Origin of the sequence: Blautia sp. MCC283 (assembly GCF_018785565.1) — a bacterium.
In the GTDB taxonomy this organism is placed as follows: Bacteria; Bacillota; Clostridia; order Lachnospirales; family Lachnospiraceae; genus Blautia_A.
The window spans coordinates 78,216-97,209 of record NZ_WQQB01000004.1; the positions used below are offsets into that span (position 1 = coordinate 78,216).

Annotated in this window: 11 protein-coding genes; 8 read left to right on the forward strand and 3 right to left on the reverse strand. The window is 46.6% G+C overall.

What is annotated here, in order from left to right; translation table 11 throughout:
- Window positions 1-249: 249 nt before the first annotated feature.
- Window positions 250-1,449, forward strand: a complete 1,200-nt coding sequence (locus GPK81_RS01255) for a cob(I)yrinic acid a,c-diamide adenosyltransferase (protein ID WP_021977477.1) — start codon at window positions 250-252, stop codon at window positions 1,447-1,449.
- 186 nt (window positions 1,450-1,635) lie between these two features.
- On the opposite strand, the gene GPK81_RS01260 is transcribed toward GPK81_RS01255, so the two are convergent.
- Window positions 1,636-2,358, reverse strand: coding sequence for a hypothetical protein (locus tag GPK81_RS01260; protein ID WP_118062682.1), 723 nt, complete (start codon window positions 2,356-2,358; stop codon window positions 1,636-1,638).
- A gap of 236 nt (window positions 2,359-2,594) precedes the next feature.
- Between GPK81_RS01260 and recQ the strand changes: the two genes are divergently transcribed.
- A complete protein-coding gene (gene recQ, locus GPK81_RS01265; RefSeq protein ID WP_021977475.1) occupies window positions 2,595-4,424 on the forward strand; it encodes a DNA helicase RecQ in 1,830 nt (609 codons plus the stop codon).
- A 617-nt stretch (window positions 4,425-5,041) separates the two neighbouring features.
- Here recQ and GPK81_RS01270 read toward each other — a convergent pair.
- The gene (locus tag GPK81_RS01270; RefSeq protein WP_021977473.1) at window positions 5,042-5,890 is read right to left on the reverse strand and encodes an AraC family transcriptional regulator; all 849 of its coding nucleotides are present in this window, start codon (window positions 5,888-5,890) and stop codon (window positions 5,042-5,044) included.
- A gap of 204 nt (window positions 5,891-6,094) precedes the next feature.
- Between GPK81_RS01270 and GPK81_RS01275 the strand changes: the two genes are divergently transcribed.
- The 4 genes from GPK81_RS01275 to GPK81_RS01290 all read left to right on the forward strand — a co-directional run bounded on the left by GPK81_RS01275 (window position 6,095) and on the right by GPK81_RS01290 (window position 13,127).
- Entirely contained in the window at window positions 6,095-7,891 is a 1,797-nt protein-coding gene (locus GPK81_RS01275; protein ID WP_021977472.1) for an L-fucose isomerase, read from the forward strand.
- A gap of 157 nt (window positions 7,892-8,048) precedes the next feature.
- Window positions 8,049-9,089, forward strand: a complete 1,041-nt coding sequence (locus tag GPK81_RS01280; protein WP_118062679.1) for an aldo/keto reductase — start codon at window positions 8,049-8,051, stop codon at window positions 9,087-9,089.
- Window positions 9,086-10,228: an exonuclease SbcCD subunit D gene (locus GPK81_RS01285; RefSeq protein WP_021977470.1), complete on the forward strand. Its 1,143-nt coding sequence runs from the start codon at window positions 9,086-9,088 to the stop codon at window positions 10,226-10,228. The genes GPK81_RS01280 and GPK81_RS01285 overlap by 4 nt, the downstream gene beginning before the upstream one ends.
- 1 nt (window position 10,229) lies before the next feature.
- A complete protein-coding gene (locus GPK81_RS01290) occupies window positions 10,230-13,127 on the forward strand; it encodes an AAA family ATPase (protein WP_215706385.1) in 2,898 nt (965 codons plus the stop codon).
- Window positions 13,128-13,238: 111 nt separating this feature from the next.
- On the opposite strand, the gene GPK81_RS01295 is transcribed toward GPK81_RS01290, so the two are convergent.
- Window positions 13,239-14,723, reverse strand: a complete 1,485-nt coding sequence (locus GPK81_RS01295; RefSeq protein ID WP_118062677.1) for a DUF1846 domain-containing protein — start codon at window positions 14,721-14,723, stop codon at window positions 13,239-13,241.
- Window positions 14,724-14,897: 174 nt separating this feature from the next.
- Between GPK81_RS01295 and ftsH the strand changes: the two genes are divergently transcribed.
- Window positions 14,898-17,033 (forward strand): ATP-dependent zinc metalloprotease FtsH, encoded by a 2,136-nt coding sequence (gene ftsH / locus GPK81_RS01300; RefSeq protein ID WP_118070761.1) that lies wholly within the window; start codon window positions 14,898-14,900, stop codon window positions 17,031-17,033.
- 71 nt (window positions 17,034-17,104) lie between these two features.
- Window positions 17,105-18,952 (forward strand): excinuclease ABC subunit UvrC, encoded by a 1,848-nt coding sequence (gene uvrC / locus GPK81_RS01305; protein WP_215706386.1) that lies wholly within the window; start codon window positions 17,105-17,107, stop codon window positions 18,950-18,952.
- The last annotated feature ends 42 nt before the right edge of the window (window positions 18,953-18,994 follow it).

An 18,994-nucleotide genomic window follows, 5' to 3' on the forward strand; every position in this document is an offset into this window, starting at 1 on the left:
GTGTGTTACGTTTGCGTGGAATACGTGGGCGCGTTTGTGGACACTGTGCCTGGTTTGCCGGGATGGTTGTGGTGTGTGTTACGTTTGCGTGGAATACGTGGACGCGTTTGTGGACACTGCGCCTGGTTTGCCGGGATGATTGTGGTGTGTGTTTACGTATGTGTGGTATGCGTAGCATTTCGAGGATTGTAAAATTGGTCTGATATGGGTTGGGTTATTTATCAGGAGTTTCTGGGAGGTTGAGCTGGGATGGAGGTTTATACCGGGTATGGTGATAAGGGGATGACGGATCTTTCCCATACGAAGAATGTTTCAAAGTCGGATGATCGGATTTGTCTGATGGGGTCAGTTGAGGAGCTGATGAGTCATATTGGGCTTGTGCGGGTTCTGGTTGATGATGTGGATGTTGTCCGGATGCTGGAGAAGATCTCGGAGACTTTGAAGAAGATCATAGATGGGGTTTCTGATCCTTATAATCGGGAATTTAAGGTCAGCGAAGACCGGACGGAGCTTTTGGAGGAAGAGATTGGCCGGATGAAAGAAATTTTTTCCGGGGAGAAACTTCCAATCCTGCCGGGGGACTCCAGAGTTGCGGCTGAGGTTGATGTGACAAGAGCTGTGGCGCGGAGAGCTGAGAGAGAGCTTGCGCTTGTCAGCGTGAAGTTCGGATCGGATACCGGAGCCAAGAAATATATGAACCGGCTGTCAGATTATTTTTATGTGCTGGCAAGGTATGTGGATGTTGCGAAGATCAAAGAGAAGAAGGCAGAAGCTGCTGAAAGTGTTCAAGGTGCTGTGAGATCAGAAAATGCCGGGACAGAAATAGTTGAAAATACTGCAAATGTTGCGACGAATGCATCAGTGGCGAATGCAGGGGGACAGGATCCACAGCTGGCGCAGAAAAATGATGTACAGGCTTTTAATGTGCAAGATAAGACTGTGACAACAACAGCAGGAGGAAATACAGCGATGGCACAGAATGATAGTATGGCAGCAAATACAGCGATGATCCAGGAAGTGCTGAAGCGTATGGGAATCCAGGGACGTATCACACTGGATTCTGCCAAACGTCTCATCGAGAAGATTGAGCAGGAAGCCCTCAGAAGAAACAAGCCTTCCGTAATTGCGGTATGCACCCCGGACGGAAATCCGGTTGCGGTTCATGTGATGGACGGATCTTTTCTTGTAAGTTTCGATATGGCCGTAAAAAAGGCCTATACATCTGTTGCTGTGAAGATGTCCACCATGGAGCTTTCCAGACTGACACAGCCGGGTCAGACATTTTATGGCCTTGGAAAAATGAGCGATAATATCGTGATATTCGGAGGCGGTGTACCGCTGAAAGTCGGCGATACCATTATCGGCGGTCTTGGTATCAGCGGTGGTACCGGAGAAGAGGATAACAGCCTTGCAGAATATGGACTGCAGGTACTGAAAGAAGTGCTGTGAGATACAGAAAAGAAAAATCTATATACTTATAAATCGTAAAAAATCTGTAAAGACAGAGAGTCTTTGCAGATTTTTTTATGCCAGGTCAGGCGGATATTCGGGTCAAGCGGATATTCGCAATCCGCTTCGCTACTTGCTCTACACCAAATAACGGGTGATATTCTGGTAAATGGGAAGAGGACTGGCCTATTTCCAGCTGAGTTTCAGGCACTTGACGGAAATATCACTTTTTTCCGGAGCCTGGACCATATTCTGGATAAAATAGGTTTTCGTCATGGATTTTCCGGGCTTCAGATTCAGAGTCAGATTTCTGGTCCAGTACATCTGATCGTAGATACCGAAGCCTGTGGTAATTCGGATTTTTGCTGTTGTGATTGTTTTCGCGGAAGTATTGGTAAACTTCAGGGTGTAATAGGTTTTCATGTTATTCGGGCCATATTTGATACCGACAACACTGGTTTTCAGATTTTTGACAGTAGGTTTGGCAGCCAGTTTAGATACAGTAATGGTGATCCTGCGGCTGACGCCGTTTAATTTTGCGGTGACAACGGCAGTTCCTGCTTTTTTGGGGACCAGATAGCTTCCGGAAACTGCCAGAACAGATGGTCTGCTGGATTTTGCGCTTTTGATACTCAGGCTGGTGCCGCCCTTCAGAGTGATAAGGGAACGCATGGTAACTTTGTGACCGACCCACAGAGTGGTTTTGGAAGAACGGAAAGTTGCAGTTGCTTTTTTCGCAGCGGATGCTTTTGCGGCAGAGCTGTAAGATACTGCTTTCGAACAGAGTGCAGGTTTTGTGGTCATGGTTTCAACCTGGGCGTGTACATCGCTGGGAATCTGAAACATGACGGCTGCAAAGAGCAGCAGGGAAAGAAGTACTTTCACAGTTTTTATTTTTCTTTTACACATGGCAAAACCTCCTTTTGCATATTCCGGACAGAGCCGGAGTGCCAGACTTTTTCTCTTATATCATTATAACAGGAGGTGCAGGAAAGGTTACTTTGTGATTTTTTTGTATCAATTGGTAATTTATCCGGAAATATGTTAAAATAAAATATTCGGAAAACAGCAGTTATCTGGTGTAAAGTTACACAGTGAATGCGGATACTTTTGTCCGCTTTGTGAAGAAAGGATCATGTCGATCTATGACGAAACAGGAAATTTTAAAGACCCACTTCGGGTATGATACTTTCAGAGAAGGGCAGGAGGCGGTGATCGATGCGCTTCTTGCAGAAAAAGATGTCCTGGCGGTAATGCCTACCGGGGCAGGAAAATCGATCTGTTATCAGGTACCGGCCCTGATGATGAAGGGAATCACCCTGGTGATCTCGCCGCTGATCTCACTTATGAAAGATCAGGTGCGGAGCCTGAACCAGGCAGGAATTTCAGCGGCATACCTAAACAGCTCCCTGACACAGGGACAGTATTTTACAGCTTTGCGTTACGCAAAAGCAGGACGTTACCCTATTATCTATGTGGCACCTGAGCGGCTTACCACCGATGCATTTCTGGATTTTGCTCAGAGTGCGGATATTTCCATGATCGCAGTGGATGAGGCACACTGTGTTTCCCAGTGGGGACAGGACTTCAGACCAAGTTATCTGAAGATCGCGGAGTTTGTGGCACAGCTTCCAAAGCGTCCGGTGATCAGCGCCTTTACAGCTACGGCAACCAAAGAGGTAAGAGAAGATATCGCGAGGCTTCTGGGGCTTCGGGATCCTTTTTGCACCACGACAGGATTCGACAGGGAGAATCTGTACTTTGCGGTAAAAACGCCGAAAGATAAATACAAGGAAGTACACGACTACATACTGGAGCATCCGGATGACAGCGGGATCATCTACTGTCTGACCAGAAAACTGGTGGAGGAGGTCTGCGGAAAACTGATCCGGGACGGTATCACTGCCACCAGATATCATGCAGGGCTCTCTGATGAGGAACGCCGGAACAACCAGGATGATTTTATCTATGACCGCTGTCATGTGATGGTAGCTACCAATGCATTTGGAATGGGAATCGACAAGTCTGATGTTAGGTACGTCATTCATTATAATATGCCAAAGAACATGGAGGGCTATTATCAGGAAGCTGGACGTGCAGGCCGTGACGGAGATCCTGCAGAATGTATTCTTCTCTACAGTGGGAAAGATGTGGTCACCAACCAGTATCTCATTGAGAGAGGGCAGGATAACCAGGAGCTGGATGCGGCAACCTGGCGTCTGGTGCGGGAACGGGATCAGGAGAGGCTGAAGCAGATGACTTTTTACTGTTTTACCCATGACTGCCTGCGTGAGTATATCCTGAAATATTTTGGCGAATACGGAAAAAGTTACTGTGGAAACTGTTTGAACTGCCAGACTGAGTTTGAGGAGCAGGATGTGACCCGGGAAGCCAGGGCCATGGTCCGGTGCGTGGAAAGCAGCGGGCAGAGATACGGTGTGAATGTGATACTGGATACTCTGCGTGGCGCATCCACGGCCAAGATCCGGCAGTACGATATGGATGGAAATCCGGAGTATGGAGCCTGTGCAAAGATCCCGGCGCACCGGCTGCGTCAGATCCTTAATTATCTGGTACTGCGGGAATATCTGCATCTGACCGATGACGGATATACCATTGTGAAACTCACCGCTTCTTCGAAATCGCTTCTGGAGGAGGATCATACCCTCACAATGAAAATGCCGAAAGAGCAGGAAACGAAGAAAAAAGATAAACGGAGCAGGCTTCCCAAATCTGCGGTTGGTGAACTGTCTGAAGAGGATGAGCCACTTTTCCAGAAACTCCGCACGCTTCGTCTGGAGATCGCCAGAGAGGAAAAAATTCCTCCGTATATGGTCTTTTCCGACAAAACCCTCATCCATATGTGCATTCTGAAACCTGGAAGCGAGGAGGAAATGCTGAATGTGACAGGAGTCGGCAGGCACAAGTACGAAAAATACGGAAAAAGGTTTATCGATGCGGTGCAAAATCTGTAAGAAAGAGACATTTGCCGTCGTAAAATGAAGAGCGAAATGTTCTGAAATTTCTTGCATTTTAAAGAGGCATTTGTTAGAATAAGACAAGCAGGAAACGTCCGGCGGCCGTGGAGCAGCCGGATTGTTTTTTCCTGAGACATTTTTTCTGCTGCACGTTCAGGTGCGGTGTACAGGCATTTCGCAAGCAGAGTTCTATGCAGCCGTGGAATCCCTTCGAGTAGATGGACCGACCGTATGAGATATCCGTTGGTCAGAAGCAAGCAGTGAGGTGGATGATCGTATCCGCTTTTCATGAAGACATAATCTTGTGCTGGTCATGGAGTGAACAGTGATCAGGATCTTACACGATCTGCGTCGGCTTTTTTCATGCAGAAAATCTGCCCTGCCGGCTTTTTCTCATACAGAAGAGGAGCGTGTATTCAGAAAAGACATGAACATAGCCCGTCTGTGAAACGGGAATCCGTTCCGGCATGACAGTTCTTTGCCAGGCCGAAAAAGCTGTGTTTACATACAGACAGCAGATGCAAAGGAGAAATCACAGAAATAATAAAACAGCTTAATTTCTGAAAAAGCAGGATATCCACCATATGTGTGAGATCCTGCTTTTTGTCATAATTTCAGCGTCGCTTATATTTACCGGGGGTGATCCCCTTGTACTTTTTGAATGTGCGGATAAAATAGCTCAGGTCATTGAACCCGTTCCGGTATGCGATCTCTGTGATGGAGTCATCGGTGGTGGCCAGCTGGCAGCAGGCCTGTTCGATCCGCTGGCGGTTGAGATAATCCATAGGGGTCTGGTGGGTCATCTCGGAAAAGAACCGGCAGAAATACTTGGGAGACATGGAGACCGAAGCGGAAAGCTCCTGCAGGGTAATAGGGTTTGCATAGTTCTTTTCGATAAATTCCACCACCTGCTTCAGCTGGACGATACGTTTGTAATCACGTCTGGTTTTCCGCAGACTTTCCAGGTAGTAATGATTACCAAAAACCAATCCGAAAAAGTGGTAAAATTGTCCAAACACAACCAGCTCGTATCCTGGTTTCTTCTGCCAGAAAGAATCAAAAAGAGAGTTTACCGATCTCTGAATGTCCGGATGTTTTTCAGTAAAATGATGATAGATCAGAAGTTCCTGGTGGCTGATCTTCTGCATATATTCAGTACAGACGGAATTAAATTTCAGAAACATGTTCATGTCAAAAACAATGCACTGATAGATACAATCATGAGGAATTCCGGAATGCAGAACTCCGCTGTTGACAAAAATCACATCTCCGGCTTTGGCTGTAAAACTTTTTTCGTCTAAAGTGACGGTAAGTGTGCCCTGGAGTATCCGCATGATTTCACATTCCACATGCCAGTGGTAGGACATGACATAGCGGGGATGCGTACTGTCAATATGGTGAAACTCAAAAGGAAATTCGTAGGTTCCCCGAAGCCTGTCTTCATTTCTTCCAAGATCGTGCAAAATAAAACCCTTCTTTCATAAATTTTATAGATTTTTTAGGGACTTATATAAAAAAGTGAATATTGTACTGCTTTTTGCTATTATAACACAAGTAATTTACAAGATGCAATCGTATAATAAAAACATAGTTCGGACAGGAGTTGTCAGAACCTGAAAAAATGTAAGTTATAATAGTGAATATAAATCTAGGAGGTAATTGTTACTATGGCAAAGAGCAGATTAGTAGGCAGCTATCCGGTTATCGGTATCAGACCAACCATCGACGGACGTAGAGGAGCTCTTGATGTAAGAGGATCTCTGGAAGACCAGACCATGAACATGGCGAAATCCGCAGCAAAACTTTTCGAGGAGAACCTGAAATATTCAAACGGTGAGCCTGTAAAAGTTGTTATCGCTGATACAACTATCGGACGTGTTGGTGAGAGCGCTGCATGTGCTGATAAATTCCGTAAAGAGGGTGTAGATATCACTCTTACTGTTACACCATGCTGGTGCTACGGAGCTGAGACAATGGATATGGATCCACAGACAATCAAGGCTGTATGGGGATTCAACGGAACAGAGAGACCTGGTGCTGTATATCTGGCATCCGTTCTTGCTACACATGCACAGAAGGGCCTTCCGGCATTCGGTATCTACGGACATGACGTTCAGGAAGCTGACGACACATCCATTCCGGAAGACGTTAAAGAGAAACTGTTAAGATTCGGCCGTGCAGCAGTTGCAGCTGCATCCATGAGAGGTAAATCCTACCTGCAGATCGGTTCTGTAACAATGGGTATCGGCGGATCTATCATCGATTCTGATTTCATCGAGTCCTATCTCGGAATGAGAGTTGAGTCTGTTGATGAGGTAGAGATCATCCGTCGTATGACCGAGGGTATCTACGATCACGAAGAGTTTGAGAAAGCTCTCAAATGGGCAAAAGAGACCTGCAAGATCGGCTGGGACAAGAACCCGGAAGAGCTTCAGTTCTCACCGGAGAAGAAAGAGGAGCAGTTCGAGTTTGTTGTTAAGATGGCAGTTATCATCAAAGAGCTGATGAACGGCTGTGACAAACTTGATCCGAAATTCTCTGAGGAAGCAATCGGACACAATGCTCTTGCAGCTGGATTCCAGGGCCAGAGACAGTGGACAGACTTCTATCCAAACGGTGACTTTGCAGAGGCTATGCTGAACACTTCCTTTGACTGGGAGGGCGCTCGTGAGCCGTACGTACTTGCTACAGAGAACGATGTTCTTAACGGACTTGGAATGATGTTCATGAAACTCCTTACAGGACGTGCACAGATCTTCGCTGATGTTCGTACATACTGGAGCCCGGAGGCAGTTAAGAAAGCAACAGGATATGACCTTGAGGGTGTTGCCAAAGAAGCTGGCGGATTCCTTCATCTGATCAACTCCGGTGCTGCTTGCCTGGATGCTAACGGACAGGCTAAAGATGCTGATGGCAACCCAGTTATGAAACAGTGGTGGGATGTTACAGAAGAAGACCAGAAAGCAATCATGGATCATACAGAGTGGTGTATGGCCGACAACGGATACTTCCGTGGAGGCGGATACTCCAGCCGTTATGAGACACGTGCTCAGATGCCTGCAACAATGATCCGTCTGAACCTTGTAAAAGGTCTTGGACCGGTTCTTCAGATCGCAGAGGGATGGACAGTAGAGCTTCCGGAAGAGGTATCTGACAAACTTTGGAAACGTACAGACTACACATGGCCATGTACATGGTTTGCTCCAAGATGTGATGGTAAAGAGGGACCGTTCAAGACAGCTTACGATGTAATGAACAACTGGGGTGCTAACCACGGTGCAATCTCCTATGGACACATCGGTGCTGACCTGATCACAATGTGCTCTATGCTGAGAATCCCGGTATCCATGCACAACGTTCCTGAGAAAGACATCTATCGTCCGGCAGCTTGGAATGCATTCGGTATGGATAAAGAGGGTGCAGACTTCCGTGCTTGCAAGAACTACGGACCACTCTACAAATAAATCATACGGTTAAGATAACAGATATCATATCCTCCGGCATATATATGCCGGGGGATTTTTTATGTTATAATGTCCATAGATGCGGGAAACATACTGTTCGGACACAGGGAAAAAGTTATAATAGAAACAGATATAACGAATATGGGAGGTTACTGAAATGAAATATATACAGCTGAATGATACAGATCTGAATGTCAGCCGCATCTGCCTCGGAACAGCAGGATTTGGAGATAAAACAGATCAGGAAAAAAGTTTCGAAATCCTGGATGATTTTGTACGGGCAGGTGGAAATTTTATTGATACAGCCAATGTATACTGCAAGTGGCTGGAAGGACACGGAAACTGCAGTGAGCAGATCATAGGCAGATGGCTGAAAGCGCGGGGAGCCAGGGGGAAAGTGATCGTAGCTACCAAGGGCGCACATTATTCTTTTGAAAATCCGGGCCGTAGCAGAGTGAACCGGGAGGATATCCGTGCAGATCTGGATGAGAGCTTAAGGACTCTGGGAACAGAGGTGATCGATTTTTACTGGCTTCACAGAGATGATCCGGAAAAACCGGTGGAAGAGATCGTGGATATCCTGGAAGAAATGCAGAAAGAAGGCAGAATCCGATATTTCGGATTTTCCAATTACAGAACAGACAGACTGAAAGCGTTGGAACAGTGCCTGAAAGAACGGAAAAAAAGCGGCGTTACGGCAGTATCCAATCAGTGGAGCCTGGCAGGAATCAATCCGGGTGGAAATACCAATCCGGACCCTACACTTGTGGAGTTTTCCCGGGAGGAATACAGGTGGCACTGTGAGACAGGTGCGGCTTCCATTCCGTTTTCATCCACGGCAATGGGATTTTTCTCAAAACTTCAGAAAATGGGAGTTCCATATACGGATGAAGAGGTGGATGCATCCTGGATGCAGGAGAAAGAGTCACAGATTGCAGATCTTTCAGAAAGCATGAAGAAATCCTACTGGAATGAAACGAATCTTCGAACCTATCAGAAATTGTTAAAACTTCAGAAAGAAACAGGGGACAGCCTGCAGTCTTTGTCCCTGGCATATTTTTTCCATCAGCCGTTCCAGACAGTGCCGGTAACCGGTGTCAGCAGTCCGATACAGCTGAAAGATGTTCTTGCTGCCTGCGATATTGATCTTGAACCGGAGTTGTTTGGAGGCTGGGTGACAGCTGGAGGTGGTCTATGAAACTGATCCATTTATCGGATCTTCATCTTGGAAAGCGGGTAAATGAGTTTTCCATGGTGGAAGATCAGAAATATATCTTAAATGAAATCCTGAAGATCATTGATCAGGAATCACCGGATGGGATCCTTCTTGCAGGGGACCTTTATGACAGACCCGTTCCATCTGCGGAGGCAGTGCAGCTTTTTGATAGTTTTCTTACCAGACTTGCGCAGCGAAAGATTCCCGTTTTTGCTATCAGTGGAAATCATGACAGTGCAGAGAGAATCGCTTTTGGATCTCATATTATGAGTGACAGTGGAATATGTATGTCACCGGTATACGATGGAAAAACAGCAAAGTACTGTTTAAAGGACAGTTATGGAGAAGTGTGGATTCATCTTCTGCCATTTATCCGTCCTGCAACGGTCCGACATGCACTGGAAGGGGAAGAAGACGTGGAAGATATCCGCACCTATCAGGAGGCGGTGCTGGCAGCGGTTAAGCATATGGAAATTGACAGAAGTCAGAGAAATGTACTGCTTGCCCATCAGTTTGTGGTTGGTGCAATGCAATGTGATTCTGAGGAAATTTCTGTGGGAGGAATCGACCAGATCGAGGCAGAAGTATTTCGGGATTTTGACTATGTAGCACTGGGACATATCCACAGTCCGCAGAATGTGGGAAGTCCGAAGATCCGATACTGCGGGACGCCGCTGAAATATTCGTTTTCCGAGGCAGGCCAGCAGAAATCCGTGACGGTTGTGGAACTTGGAGAAAAAGGAAGCCCTGATGTACGTGAGATCCCTCTGACGCCGCTGCGTGATATGCGAAAACTGAAAGGTACTTATATGGAGCTGACTTCACAGTCCAATTATAAGGACACAAATACGGATGACTATGTGCAGATCACATTGACAGATGAGGAAGATATCGTGGACGGAATGCAGAAACTTCGTACCATTTATCCAAACCTTATGCGTCTGGATTATGATAACCGCCGTACACGTGAGAACCAGGAAATTGCCGGCACAGAGAGAACCACACAGAAATCAGAGATGGAATATTTCGAGGAATTTTTTGAGCTGCAGAACAATCAGCCGATGAATGAAGAGCAGCGGAAGTTTTCCGAAGAACTGATACGGAAGCTTCAGGAGGTGTAAAATGAGACCGGAAAAACTGACTATCAGCGCCTTCGGGCCCTATGCAGATAAAACAGAAATTGATTTTTCAAAACTTGGAGAAGGCGGACTTTATCTGATCACCGGGGACACCGGGGCAGGAAAAACCACGATCTTTGATGCGATCACCTTTGCACTGTACGGAAGAGCCAGTGGAGAAGTACGGGAATCTGCCATGTTCCGCAGCAAGTATGCAAAAGATTCCGCAGAAACATTTGTGGAACTTGTTTTTTCCTACCAGGGAAAAACTTATCAGGTGCGTCGGAGTCCGGAATATATGGCTCCGAAAAAAAGAGGCACAGGACTGACTTTACGAAAAGCAGAAGCACAGCTTATTTATCCGGATGAACGTCAGCCAGTGACAAAAGCAAAAGATGTGACTGCGGCGGTGGAGCAGCTTCTGGGACTGAGTTACGACCAGTTCACACAGATAGCGATGATCGCTCAGGGGGATTTTCAGAAATTATTGCTGGCAGGAACGGTACAGCGTGGCGAGATCTTCCGGCAGATTTTTCACACAGGGCTTTACCAGCAGATCCAGATGAGACTCCGGGATGCGGCTATTTCCCGATATAAAGATTACGATGAAATGCGCCGGAGTATCGCACAGTATCTGGATGGAGTGAGGTTTCAGACGGATGCAGGAACAGAAGCGGAGGAATTTTTAAGGCTCAGGAAATCGAAATTTGAAGGAAAGCTGGAACGGAGTCTTGAGCTCCTGAAGCTGTTTATTGACAGAGGAGAACGCCGGGAAAATGAACTTCGGAAACAGGAAGAGGAAGTGGACCGGGAAATCCTGACAATGGAAAAAATGCTGAATCTTTCCGCACAGAAACGAGGCCTGGAACAAAAAAGAAAGCTTGCCCGAGAACAGCTTGAGAAACTTCTTCCGGAACTTAAGAAAGCATCGGAAGAGGCGGAAAAATATAAAGATGCAGATCAGAGATGTGAGAAACTGGGACTTCTGATCCGGGAAAAACAGGAAAAGCTGAAGAAATACCAGGAGCTGGAGCAGCTGCAGAAAGAACGAATAGAGATTGAACGGCAGCTGGAAAACTGTAAGGTACAGCAGAAAAAGATCATCCGGCAGGAAGAACAGCAGCAGAAAGAAATGGAACAGCTGAAAACGGAACGGGAACAGCTGGGAAATTCTGAGCTGGATTTGCAGAAAGCGCTCACAGAAAAAGAAAAACAGACGCGGAGAAAGAAAGAACTGAACGGACTTATCGCTGAGATCCGGAGATTTCAAGGCCTTTATGATAAAACCAAAGAGCAGCAGAAAAAGTATCAGTCTGCTTGCAGAGATGCACAGCAGCAGAGAGAATATTATCAGCAGATATTCCATATTTTTCTGGATGCGCAGGCAGGCCTTCTGGCCCGGGAGCTTAAGGATGAAGTGCCCTGTCCTGTGTGTGGGTCCCTGAGTCATCCAAATCCCAGAATGCTTTCCAGAGAACAGACAGTTGATCAGAAAACACTGGATAACGAGAAAAGTAAGCTGGACAAAATGGAAAAGGATTCTGTAGATCAAAGCCTGAAAGCAGGAAGTTTAAAGGAACAGAGCAATGCATCCTGGAGGCAGATCGTAGCCAGTGCAGAAGAGTTTCTGGAAGAGTTTCAGGAATTTCATAAGAAAAATAAAAGCGGGAACGGACAGACAGAGGATTTTATGACTGTGTGGAAACAGCTGACTTCTATGGTAAAAAGGGCACAGGAACAGTGCGAGGATCTTCTGGCGGAAAGTGAAAAAGAAATCCGGAAAGCCCAGGAAAATACAAAAAGAAAGAAAACAGTGGAAAAGTCCCTGGAGCGTCTTGAAAAGGAAAAAGAGGAGCTGCTTGAAAAAAAGAATTTCTTTGACAGAGAGCAGGCCGGCCTGAGGATGAAAGCATCCGAGAATCAGAAACAGCAGCAAAATATGGCAGACGAGATACGTCTTGTTGTGGAAGAACAGTCCGGTAAAACGGACAGTATAACCCAGGACACCTGGGAAGCCGGTAAAGAAAATCTGGAAAAAGAGATCAGGGAAAGACAGCAGGAGTACAGAAGCCTGAAGGAAAACAGCAGAAAGGTGCGAGAAACACTGCAGGGATTTCAGGCAGAAAAAGAAAGGATAGCTTCCTCCATAGAGACTTTTGAAGTGCAGCAAAAAGAGATCGGAGAAATTCCGGAAGCGGAGATCAGAGAACAGCGCGCACAGGCTTCTGAGCGGAAAAAAGATCTCGCAGAAGAAAGAAAAGAGCTCTTTTCCATTCAGAAAGGAAACCAGGATGTTTTTCAGAAAGTGCAGAAGCGCCGGGAGGAAATGACAACAGCGGAAAAGGAATATGCATGGATCAGGAATCTTTCTGATACAGCCAACGGAAAACTGAACGGAAAGGCAAAGATCGAGCTGGAGACTTATATCCAGATGGCATATTTTGACCGGATCCTGCGCAGAGCCAACCTCCGTCTTATGACGATGAGCAGCGGGCAGTATGAGCTGAAACGCCAGGAACAGAGTAAAAACCAGAAAGAAAAAGCAGGTCTTGACCTGAATGTTATCGACCATTATAACGGAACAGAACGAAGTGTAAAGACATTGTCCGGTGGAGAATCTTTCCAGGCTTCTCTGTCCCTTGCACTGGGGCTTTCTGATGAGATCCAGGCATCAGCAGGGGGAATCCGGCTGGACTCCATGTTTGTGGATGAGGGATTCGGTTCTCTGGATGAAGAATCACTGGAACAGGCGCTGAAAGCGCTGGCAGGACTTGCAGACGGAAAACGTCTGGTGGGAATTATTTCCCATGTTTCCGAACTGAAAGAACGCATTGATAATAAGATCATTGTCACAAAACAGTGTAACGGAGAAAATATGGGAAGCAGTATCCGAATACAGTAACTGCAGAAACAAGATAAGAAAGAAGATAAAAAAAGCTCTGACCGGGATAATGTGTATCGTCCCGGTCGGAGCTTTTGACGTATATCTGGTCAGATCGATGATATCCAAAGATCAGTCTTTCTGATATTTTTTCTTCTGTTCAGCCTTGGCTTCGCAGGTAAGCTCAATGCCAAGTTTACGGAAGCTGATCACATCCACATCAGAGAGCATTACGGAAGTATGGGCCTGGCAGCCACGGAGATTCGGGATCTGCTCCAGGGCAAGGCGTGCGGCATCACTGGTTGCGGCACTCATGGACAGGGCGATCAGGATCTCATCAATGTGAAGACGTGGGTTTTTGCTTCCGAGATATTTGGTCTTCAGCTGCTGGATCGGATGGATGGCATCAGGAGAGATCACATGCTGCTCATGGTCAACTCCAGCCAGTTCTTTCAGGGCATTCAGAAGGAGAGCTGCAGATGCACCGAGAAGATCGGAAGTTTTTCCACATACGATTCTGCCGTCCGGAAGTTCCATTGCTGCAGCAGGGCCATTGGTTTCTTTCTCTTTTTCGAGGGCAGCAGGTACAACCTTTCGGTCTGTGATCTCTGCGTGAGCCTGCTGAAGGAGCAGTTCGATCTTGCGTACTTCATTCTCTGTACCGGAACCGGAAACCAGAGCGTCCATGCTCTTGTAATAGCGGCGGATGATCTCCTGACGGGAAGCTTCCTGGCATACTTCATCATCAATGATACAGTTGCCTGCCATGTTAACACCCATATCTGTCGGAGATTTGTACGGGCAGCTGCCCATGATCTTCTCAAACATAGCCTGTACAACAGGGAAAACCTCTACATCACGGTTATAGTTAACAGTAGTCTTGCCGTAAGCTTCCAGATGGAACGGATCGATCATGTTGACATCATTCAGATCTGCAGTGGCAGCTTCATAAGCAAGGTTTACCGGATGTTTCAGCGGGAGGTTCCAGATCGGGAAGGTCTCGAATTTTGCATAGCCGGCTTTTACGCCACGTTTATATTCATGATAGAGCTGAGAAAGGCAGGTTGCCATCTTTCCGCTTCCAGGTCCTGGTGCTGTGATGACAACGAGAGGTCTGGTAGTTTCGATATAATCATTCTTTCCGTAGCCTTCATCACTTACAATAAAGGAGGTATTGCTTGGATATCCCGGGATCAGGTAAAGCTTGTAAACACGGATTCCCAGCTTCTCCAGACGTTTCTTGAAGAGATCGGCACTTTCCTGGCCGGAGTACTGCGTGATGCATACACTTCCTACATACAGGCCACGGCTTGTAAACTCATCCATAAGACGGAGCACGTCTTCGTCATAGGTAATGCCAAGGTCGCCGCGCACTTTATTCTTGTCAATGTCATTGGCACTGATAACAATAACGATCTCCGCCTGATCAGAAAGCTGCATCAGCATGCGGAGTTTGCTGTCCGGTTCAAAACCCGGAAGAACACGGGATGCATGGTAGTCGTCAAACAGTTTGCCGCCGAATTCAAGATAAAGTTTGTTGCCGAACTGACCGATCCTTTCACGGATATGTTCTGACTGCATTTTCAGATATTTGTCATTATCAAAACCTATTTTCATTTGTCTGATTTCCTCTCCTCTTTAATTTTCCAAATCACTGGGAACAGTATACTACAATTTAATGTTCACTGGCAATATCCCATGAGGTGTTTTTTACAGGTATTTTTACAATCTCACGGTTGATTTATACGGTTTTTCTCTTTATAATAAAGAAATGACAAGAGGAGGAAAAAAATGAATAATCAACTGAATAATGATCAGGACGGGAAGCGACCTGATAACAAAGATCCCAGGCAGGGGTCAGGTAAGAATCATCAGTCGATTCTGGCTTTTCTGATATGCCTCCTGGTCACACTGGTGTGTTTTGCGTTGTTTACCAACATGCTGAAGGATAACAGCAGTGAGATCTCCTATGATAAATTTATCGATATGGTGGATAAGGACCAGGTTAAGGAAGTAACGATCCAGTCCAATACATTGACGATCGTACCCAAGAAGCAGAATTCCAAGTACGAGGATATGAGCTATTACACGACGAAGACTGAGGACAGCACAGCGCTGACTAAGCGGCTGGAAGGCAGGGGAATCAAGTTTGAGACAGATCCGCCGGATGCGTTTGGCGAGTTCATTGCGATGATCTTAAGCGTAGTTCTTCCGACACTGCTTCTTTTTGGTCTTCTGATGTTCTCCATGCGGCGCATGAATAAAGGCGGCGGGATCATGGGTATGGGCGTTGGCAAGAGTAAAGCCAAGGCTTATGTGCAGAAAGAGACGGGAGTTACCTTTAAGGATGTGGCCGGTCAGGATGAAGCCAAGGAATCTCTGCAGGAAGTTGTGGATTTCCTTCATAACCCCGGAAAATACACAGCCATCGGAGCCAAACTGCCGAAAGGAGCCCTTCTTGTAGGCCCTCCAGGAACCGGTAAGACACTGCTTGCAAAGGCAGTTGCCGGTGAGGCACAGGTGCCGTTCTTCTCCCTTTCCGGATCGGAGTTTGTGGAGATGTTTGTAGGTGTGGGGGCATCCCGTGTCCGTGACCTTTTTGAGGAAGCCAAGAAGAATGCACCGTGTATCGTATTTATTGATGAGATCGATGCCATCGGTAAGAGCCGTGATTCCCGCTATGGCGGCGGAAATGACGAGCGTGAGCAGACACTGAACCAGCTCCTTGCGGAGATGGACGGTTTTGACACTTCCAAGGGTCTTCTGATCCTTGCTGCTACCAACAGACCGGAAGTTCTTGATCCGGCGCTTCTCCGCCCGGGACGTTTTGACAGACGTGTGATCGTTGACAGGCCGGATCTTAAGGGGCGTGTGGATATCCTGAAGGTACATGCCAAGAATGTGCTTCTGGATGAGACAGTTGACTTTGAGGCAATTGCCCTTGCAACTTCCGGTGCGGTAGGTTCGGATCTTGCCAATATGATCAATGAAGCTGCGATCCTTGCGGTCAAGAAGGGACGTAAGGCAGTCTGCCAGAAAGATCTGGAGGAGTCCGTAGAGGTAGTTCTTGTTGGTAAAGAGAAGAAAGACCGTATCTTAAGCAAGCAGGAACGCAGGATCGTATCTTATCACGAGGTCGGCCATGCGCTGGTAAATGCTCTTCAGAAAGATGCGGAGCCTGTACAGAAGATCACCATTGTACCCCGCACCATGGGAGCACTTGGTTACGTTATGCAGGTACCTGAGGAAGAAAAATATCTCAATACCAAGAAAGAGCTGGAAGCTATGCTGGTAGGCTATCTTGGCGGACGTGCCGCAGAGGAGATCGTATTTGATACAGTTACCACGGGTGCTGCCAATGATATTGAGCAGGCTACCAAGGTGGCCAGAGCCATGATCACACAGTACGGTATGTCTGAGAAATTCGGACTGATGGGACTGGCAACACAGGAAGATCAGTACTTAAGCGGAAGAGCAGTCTTAAACTGTGGCGATGATACCGCAACAGAGATCGACCATGAAGTTATGAAACTTCTCCATCATTCTTATGAGGAGGCCAAGAGGATTCTTGGAAGCCACAGAAAAGAGATGGATAAGATCGCAGAATATCTCATTCGTAAGGAAACCATCACCGGCAAGGAATTTATGAAGATCCTCCGTGCGGTGCAGCAGGGAATGGACATCCCGGAGAATCTGGATGATCTGGTCCTTTCCGAAGATGAAAAAGAAGTGTCCAATAAACAGGACACTGTGAAAAATGCGGAAGATGTCACAACAGTGGAAACAGAAGCAGCCAAGCTCAGACCTGAGATGTCAGGGCAGAACCTGACAGAGGTTCCACAGACACCGGAGAAAACAGAAGAAACTGTTCAGGCGACAGATACCGATCATACAGAAACAGAAGAAAAGCCGGGATCACAGGCATAAAACAGATCATCGGAAAACCGGGAGAAATCCCGGTTTTCTTATTACCGTAATGGTAAAACAGGAGAATAATTATGTTCATAATCGAGGAAGAATTAAAAAAACTTCCGGCAAAACCGGGAGTTTACATCATGCATGGTGAGAAAGATGAGATCATCTATGTGGGAAAAGCTATCAGCCTGAAAAACCGTGTGCGCCAGTATTTCCAGAGCAGCCGTAACAAAGGGGCGAAGATTGAAAGAATGGTTACGCACATAACCAGGTTTGAGTACATTATTACGGACTCTGAGCTGGAAGCTCTTGTGCTGGAGTGTAATCTGATCAAAGAGCACCGTCCCAAATATAATACTATGCTCAAGGATGATAAGAGTTATCCATTTATCAAGGTGACTGTCAATGAACCATACCCGAGAGTACTTTTTGCCAGAAGAATGAAAAAAGATAAGGCCAGATATTTTGGACCTTATACCAGCGGCGGGGCGGTAAAAGATGTGATCGAGCTGGTGCGGAAACTGTATCAGGTACGTTCCTGCAATCGTAATCTTCCAAGAGATACGGGAAAGGACCGCCCCTGCCTGTACTATCATATGAAGCAGTGCAAGGCACCCTGTCAGGGCTATATCAGTCAGGAAGAATACAGGAAAAACATCAATAAAGTGATCAAATTTCTGAACGGAGATTTTCAGGATACGATCAGTGAACTGATGGAAAAAATGCAGAAAGCTTCAGAGGAAATGCGCTATGAGGATGCCATGGAATACCGTGACCTGATCCGCAGTATCGAAAAGATCGGGGAACGCCAGAAGATCACGGGCTACGGACAGGAGGACCGTGACATCATTGCAGTGGCCATGGATGAGAGCAAAGACCTCCGTGACCAGGATGCCGTTGTGCAGGTGTTTTTTATCCGGGATGGCAAGCTGATCGGCAGGGATCATTTTTATCTCCGGGTGGCAAAAGGTGATACAAAATCTCAGGTTCTTTCCAGTTTCCTGAAACAGTTTTACGCAGGTACTCCGTTTATCCCCTCTGAGATCATGATTCAGAGTGAGATCGAGGATGCGGAAATTATCGAAGAGTGGCTGACAACAAGGCGGAAGCAGAAAGTGCATATCCGTGTTCCAAAGAAAGGTACCAAGGAAAAACTGGTGGAGCTTGCGCTGGAAAATGCCCGTATGGTTCTCTCAAAGGACAGAGAGAGGATTAAAAGAGAAGAAGGCCGTACGATCGGTGCTGTTCACGAAGTGGAGGAATGGCTGGGCCTGAAAAATGTGGTGCGGATGGAAGCTTACGATATTTCCAACATCAGTGGTTTTGAGTCAGTAGGTTCCATGGTCGTTTACGAAAAAGGCCGTCCGAAGCGCAGTGATTACCGCAAGTTCAAGATCAAATGGGTGCAGGGACCGAACGATTATGCCAGTATGGAAGAGGTATTAACCCGAAGATTTACCCATGAGAGTAACGGAGAATTTGACAGTTTTGCAAGACTGCCGGATCTGATATTGATGGATGGTGGAAGAGGTCAGGTGAATATTGCATTGAAAGTGCTGAATGATCTGGGAATCCGTATTCCGGTCTGCGGTATGGTGAAGGATGATCATCACAGGACCAGAGGTCTGTATTTTAATAATGTGGAAATTCCCATTGATACATCCAGTGAAGGTTTCCGTCTGATCACCAGGATACAGGATGAAGCACACCGCTTTGCCATTGAGTACCATCGTTCTCTCAGAAGTAAGGAACAGGTCCATTCCATTCTGGATGATATTCCCGGAATCGGTGACACCAGGAGGAAAGCACTTCTCCGTAAATTCAAATCTGTGGAAAACATCCGTGATGCTTCGGAAGAAGAACTTGCACAGACAGAGAGCATGAACGCGGGAAGCGCCCGTCAGGTCTATGAATTTTTTCATAAATCCTGATGCTGCATTGCAGTTTCAACCGTGATTGTGTATAATTAAGGA

Bases quoted from the DNA above. Each gene is read 5' to 3' on its own strand.
- GPK81_RS01290 (WP_215706385.1), top strand. From the start codon at position 10,230: ATGAGACCGGAAAAACTGACTATCAGCGCCTTCGGGCCCTATGCAGAT.
- uvrC (WP_215706386.1), top strand. From the start codon at position 17,105: ATGTTCATAATCGAGGAAGAATTAAAAAAACTTCCGGCAAAACCGGGA.
- GPK81_RS01285 (WP_021977470.1), top strand. From the start codon at position 9,086: ATGAAACTGATCCATTTATCGGATCTTCATCTTGGAAAGCGGGTAAAT.
- GPK81_RS01255 (WP_021977477.1), top strand. From the start codon at position 250: ATGGAGGTTTATACCGGGTATGGTGATAAGGGGATGACGGATCTTTCC.
- GPK81_RS01260 (WP_118062682.1), bottom strand. From the start codon at position 2,358: ATGTGTAAAAGAAAAATAAAAACTGTGAAAGTACTTCTTTCCCTGCTG.
- recQ (WP_021977475.1), top strand. From the start codon at position 2,595: ATGACGAAACAGGAAATTTTAAAGACCCACTTCGGGTATGATACTTTC.
- GPK81_RS01280 (WP_118062679.1), top strand. From the start codon at position 8,049: ATGAAATATATACAGCTGAATGATACAGATCTGAATGTCAGCCGCATC.
- ftsH (WP_118070761.1), top strand. From the start codon at position 14,898: ATGAATAATCAACTGAATAATGATCAGGACGGGAAGCGACCTGATAAC.
- GPK81_RS01275 (WP_021977472.1), top strand. From the start codon at position 6,095: ATGGCAAAGAGCAGATTAGTAGGCAGCTATCCGGTTATCGGTATCAGA.
- GPK81_RS01295 (WP_118062677.1), bottom strand. From the start codon at position 14,723: ATGAAAATAGGTTTTGATAATGACAAATATCTGAAAATGCAGTCAGAA.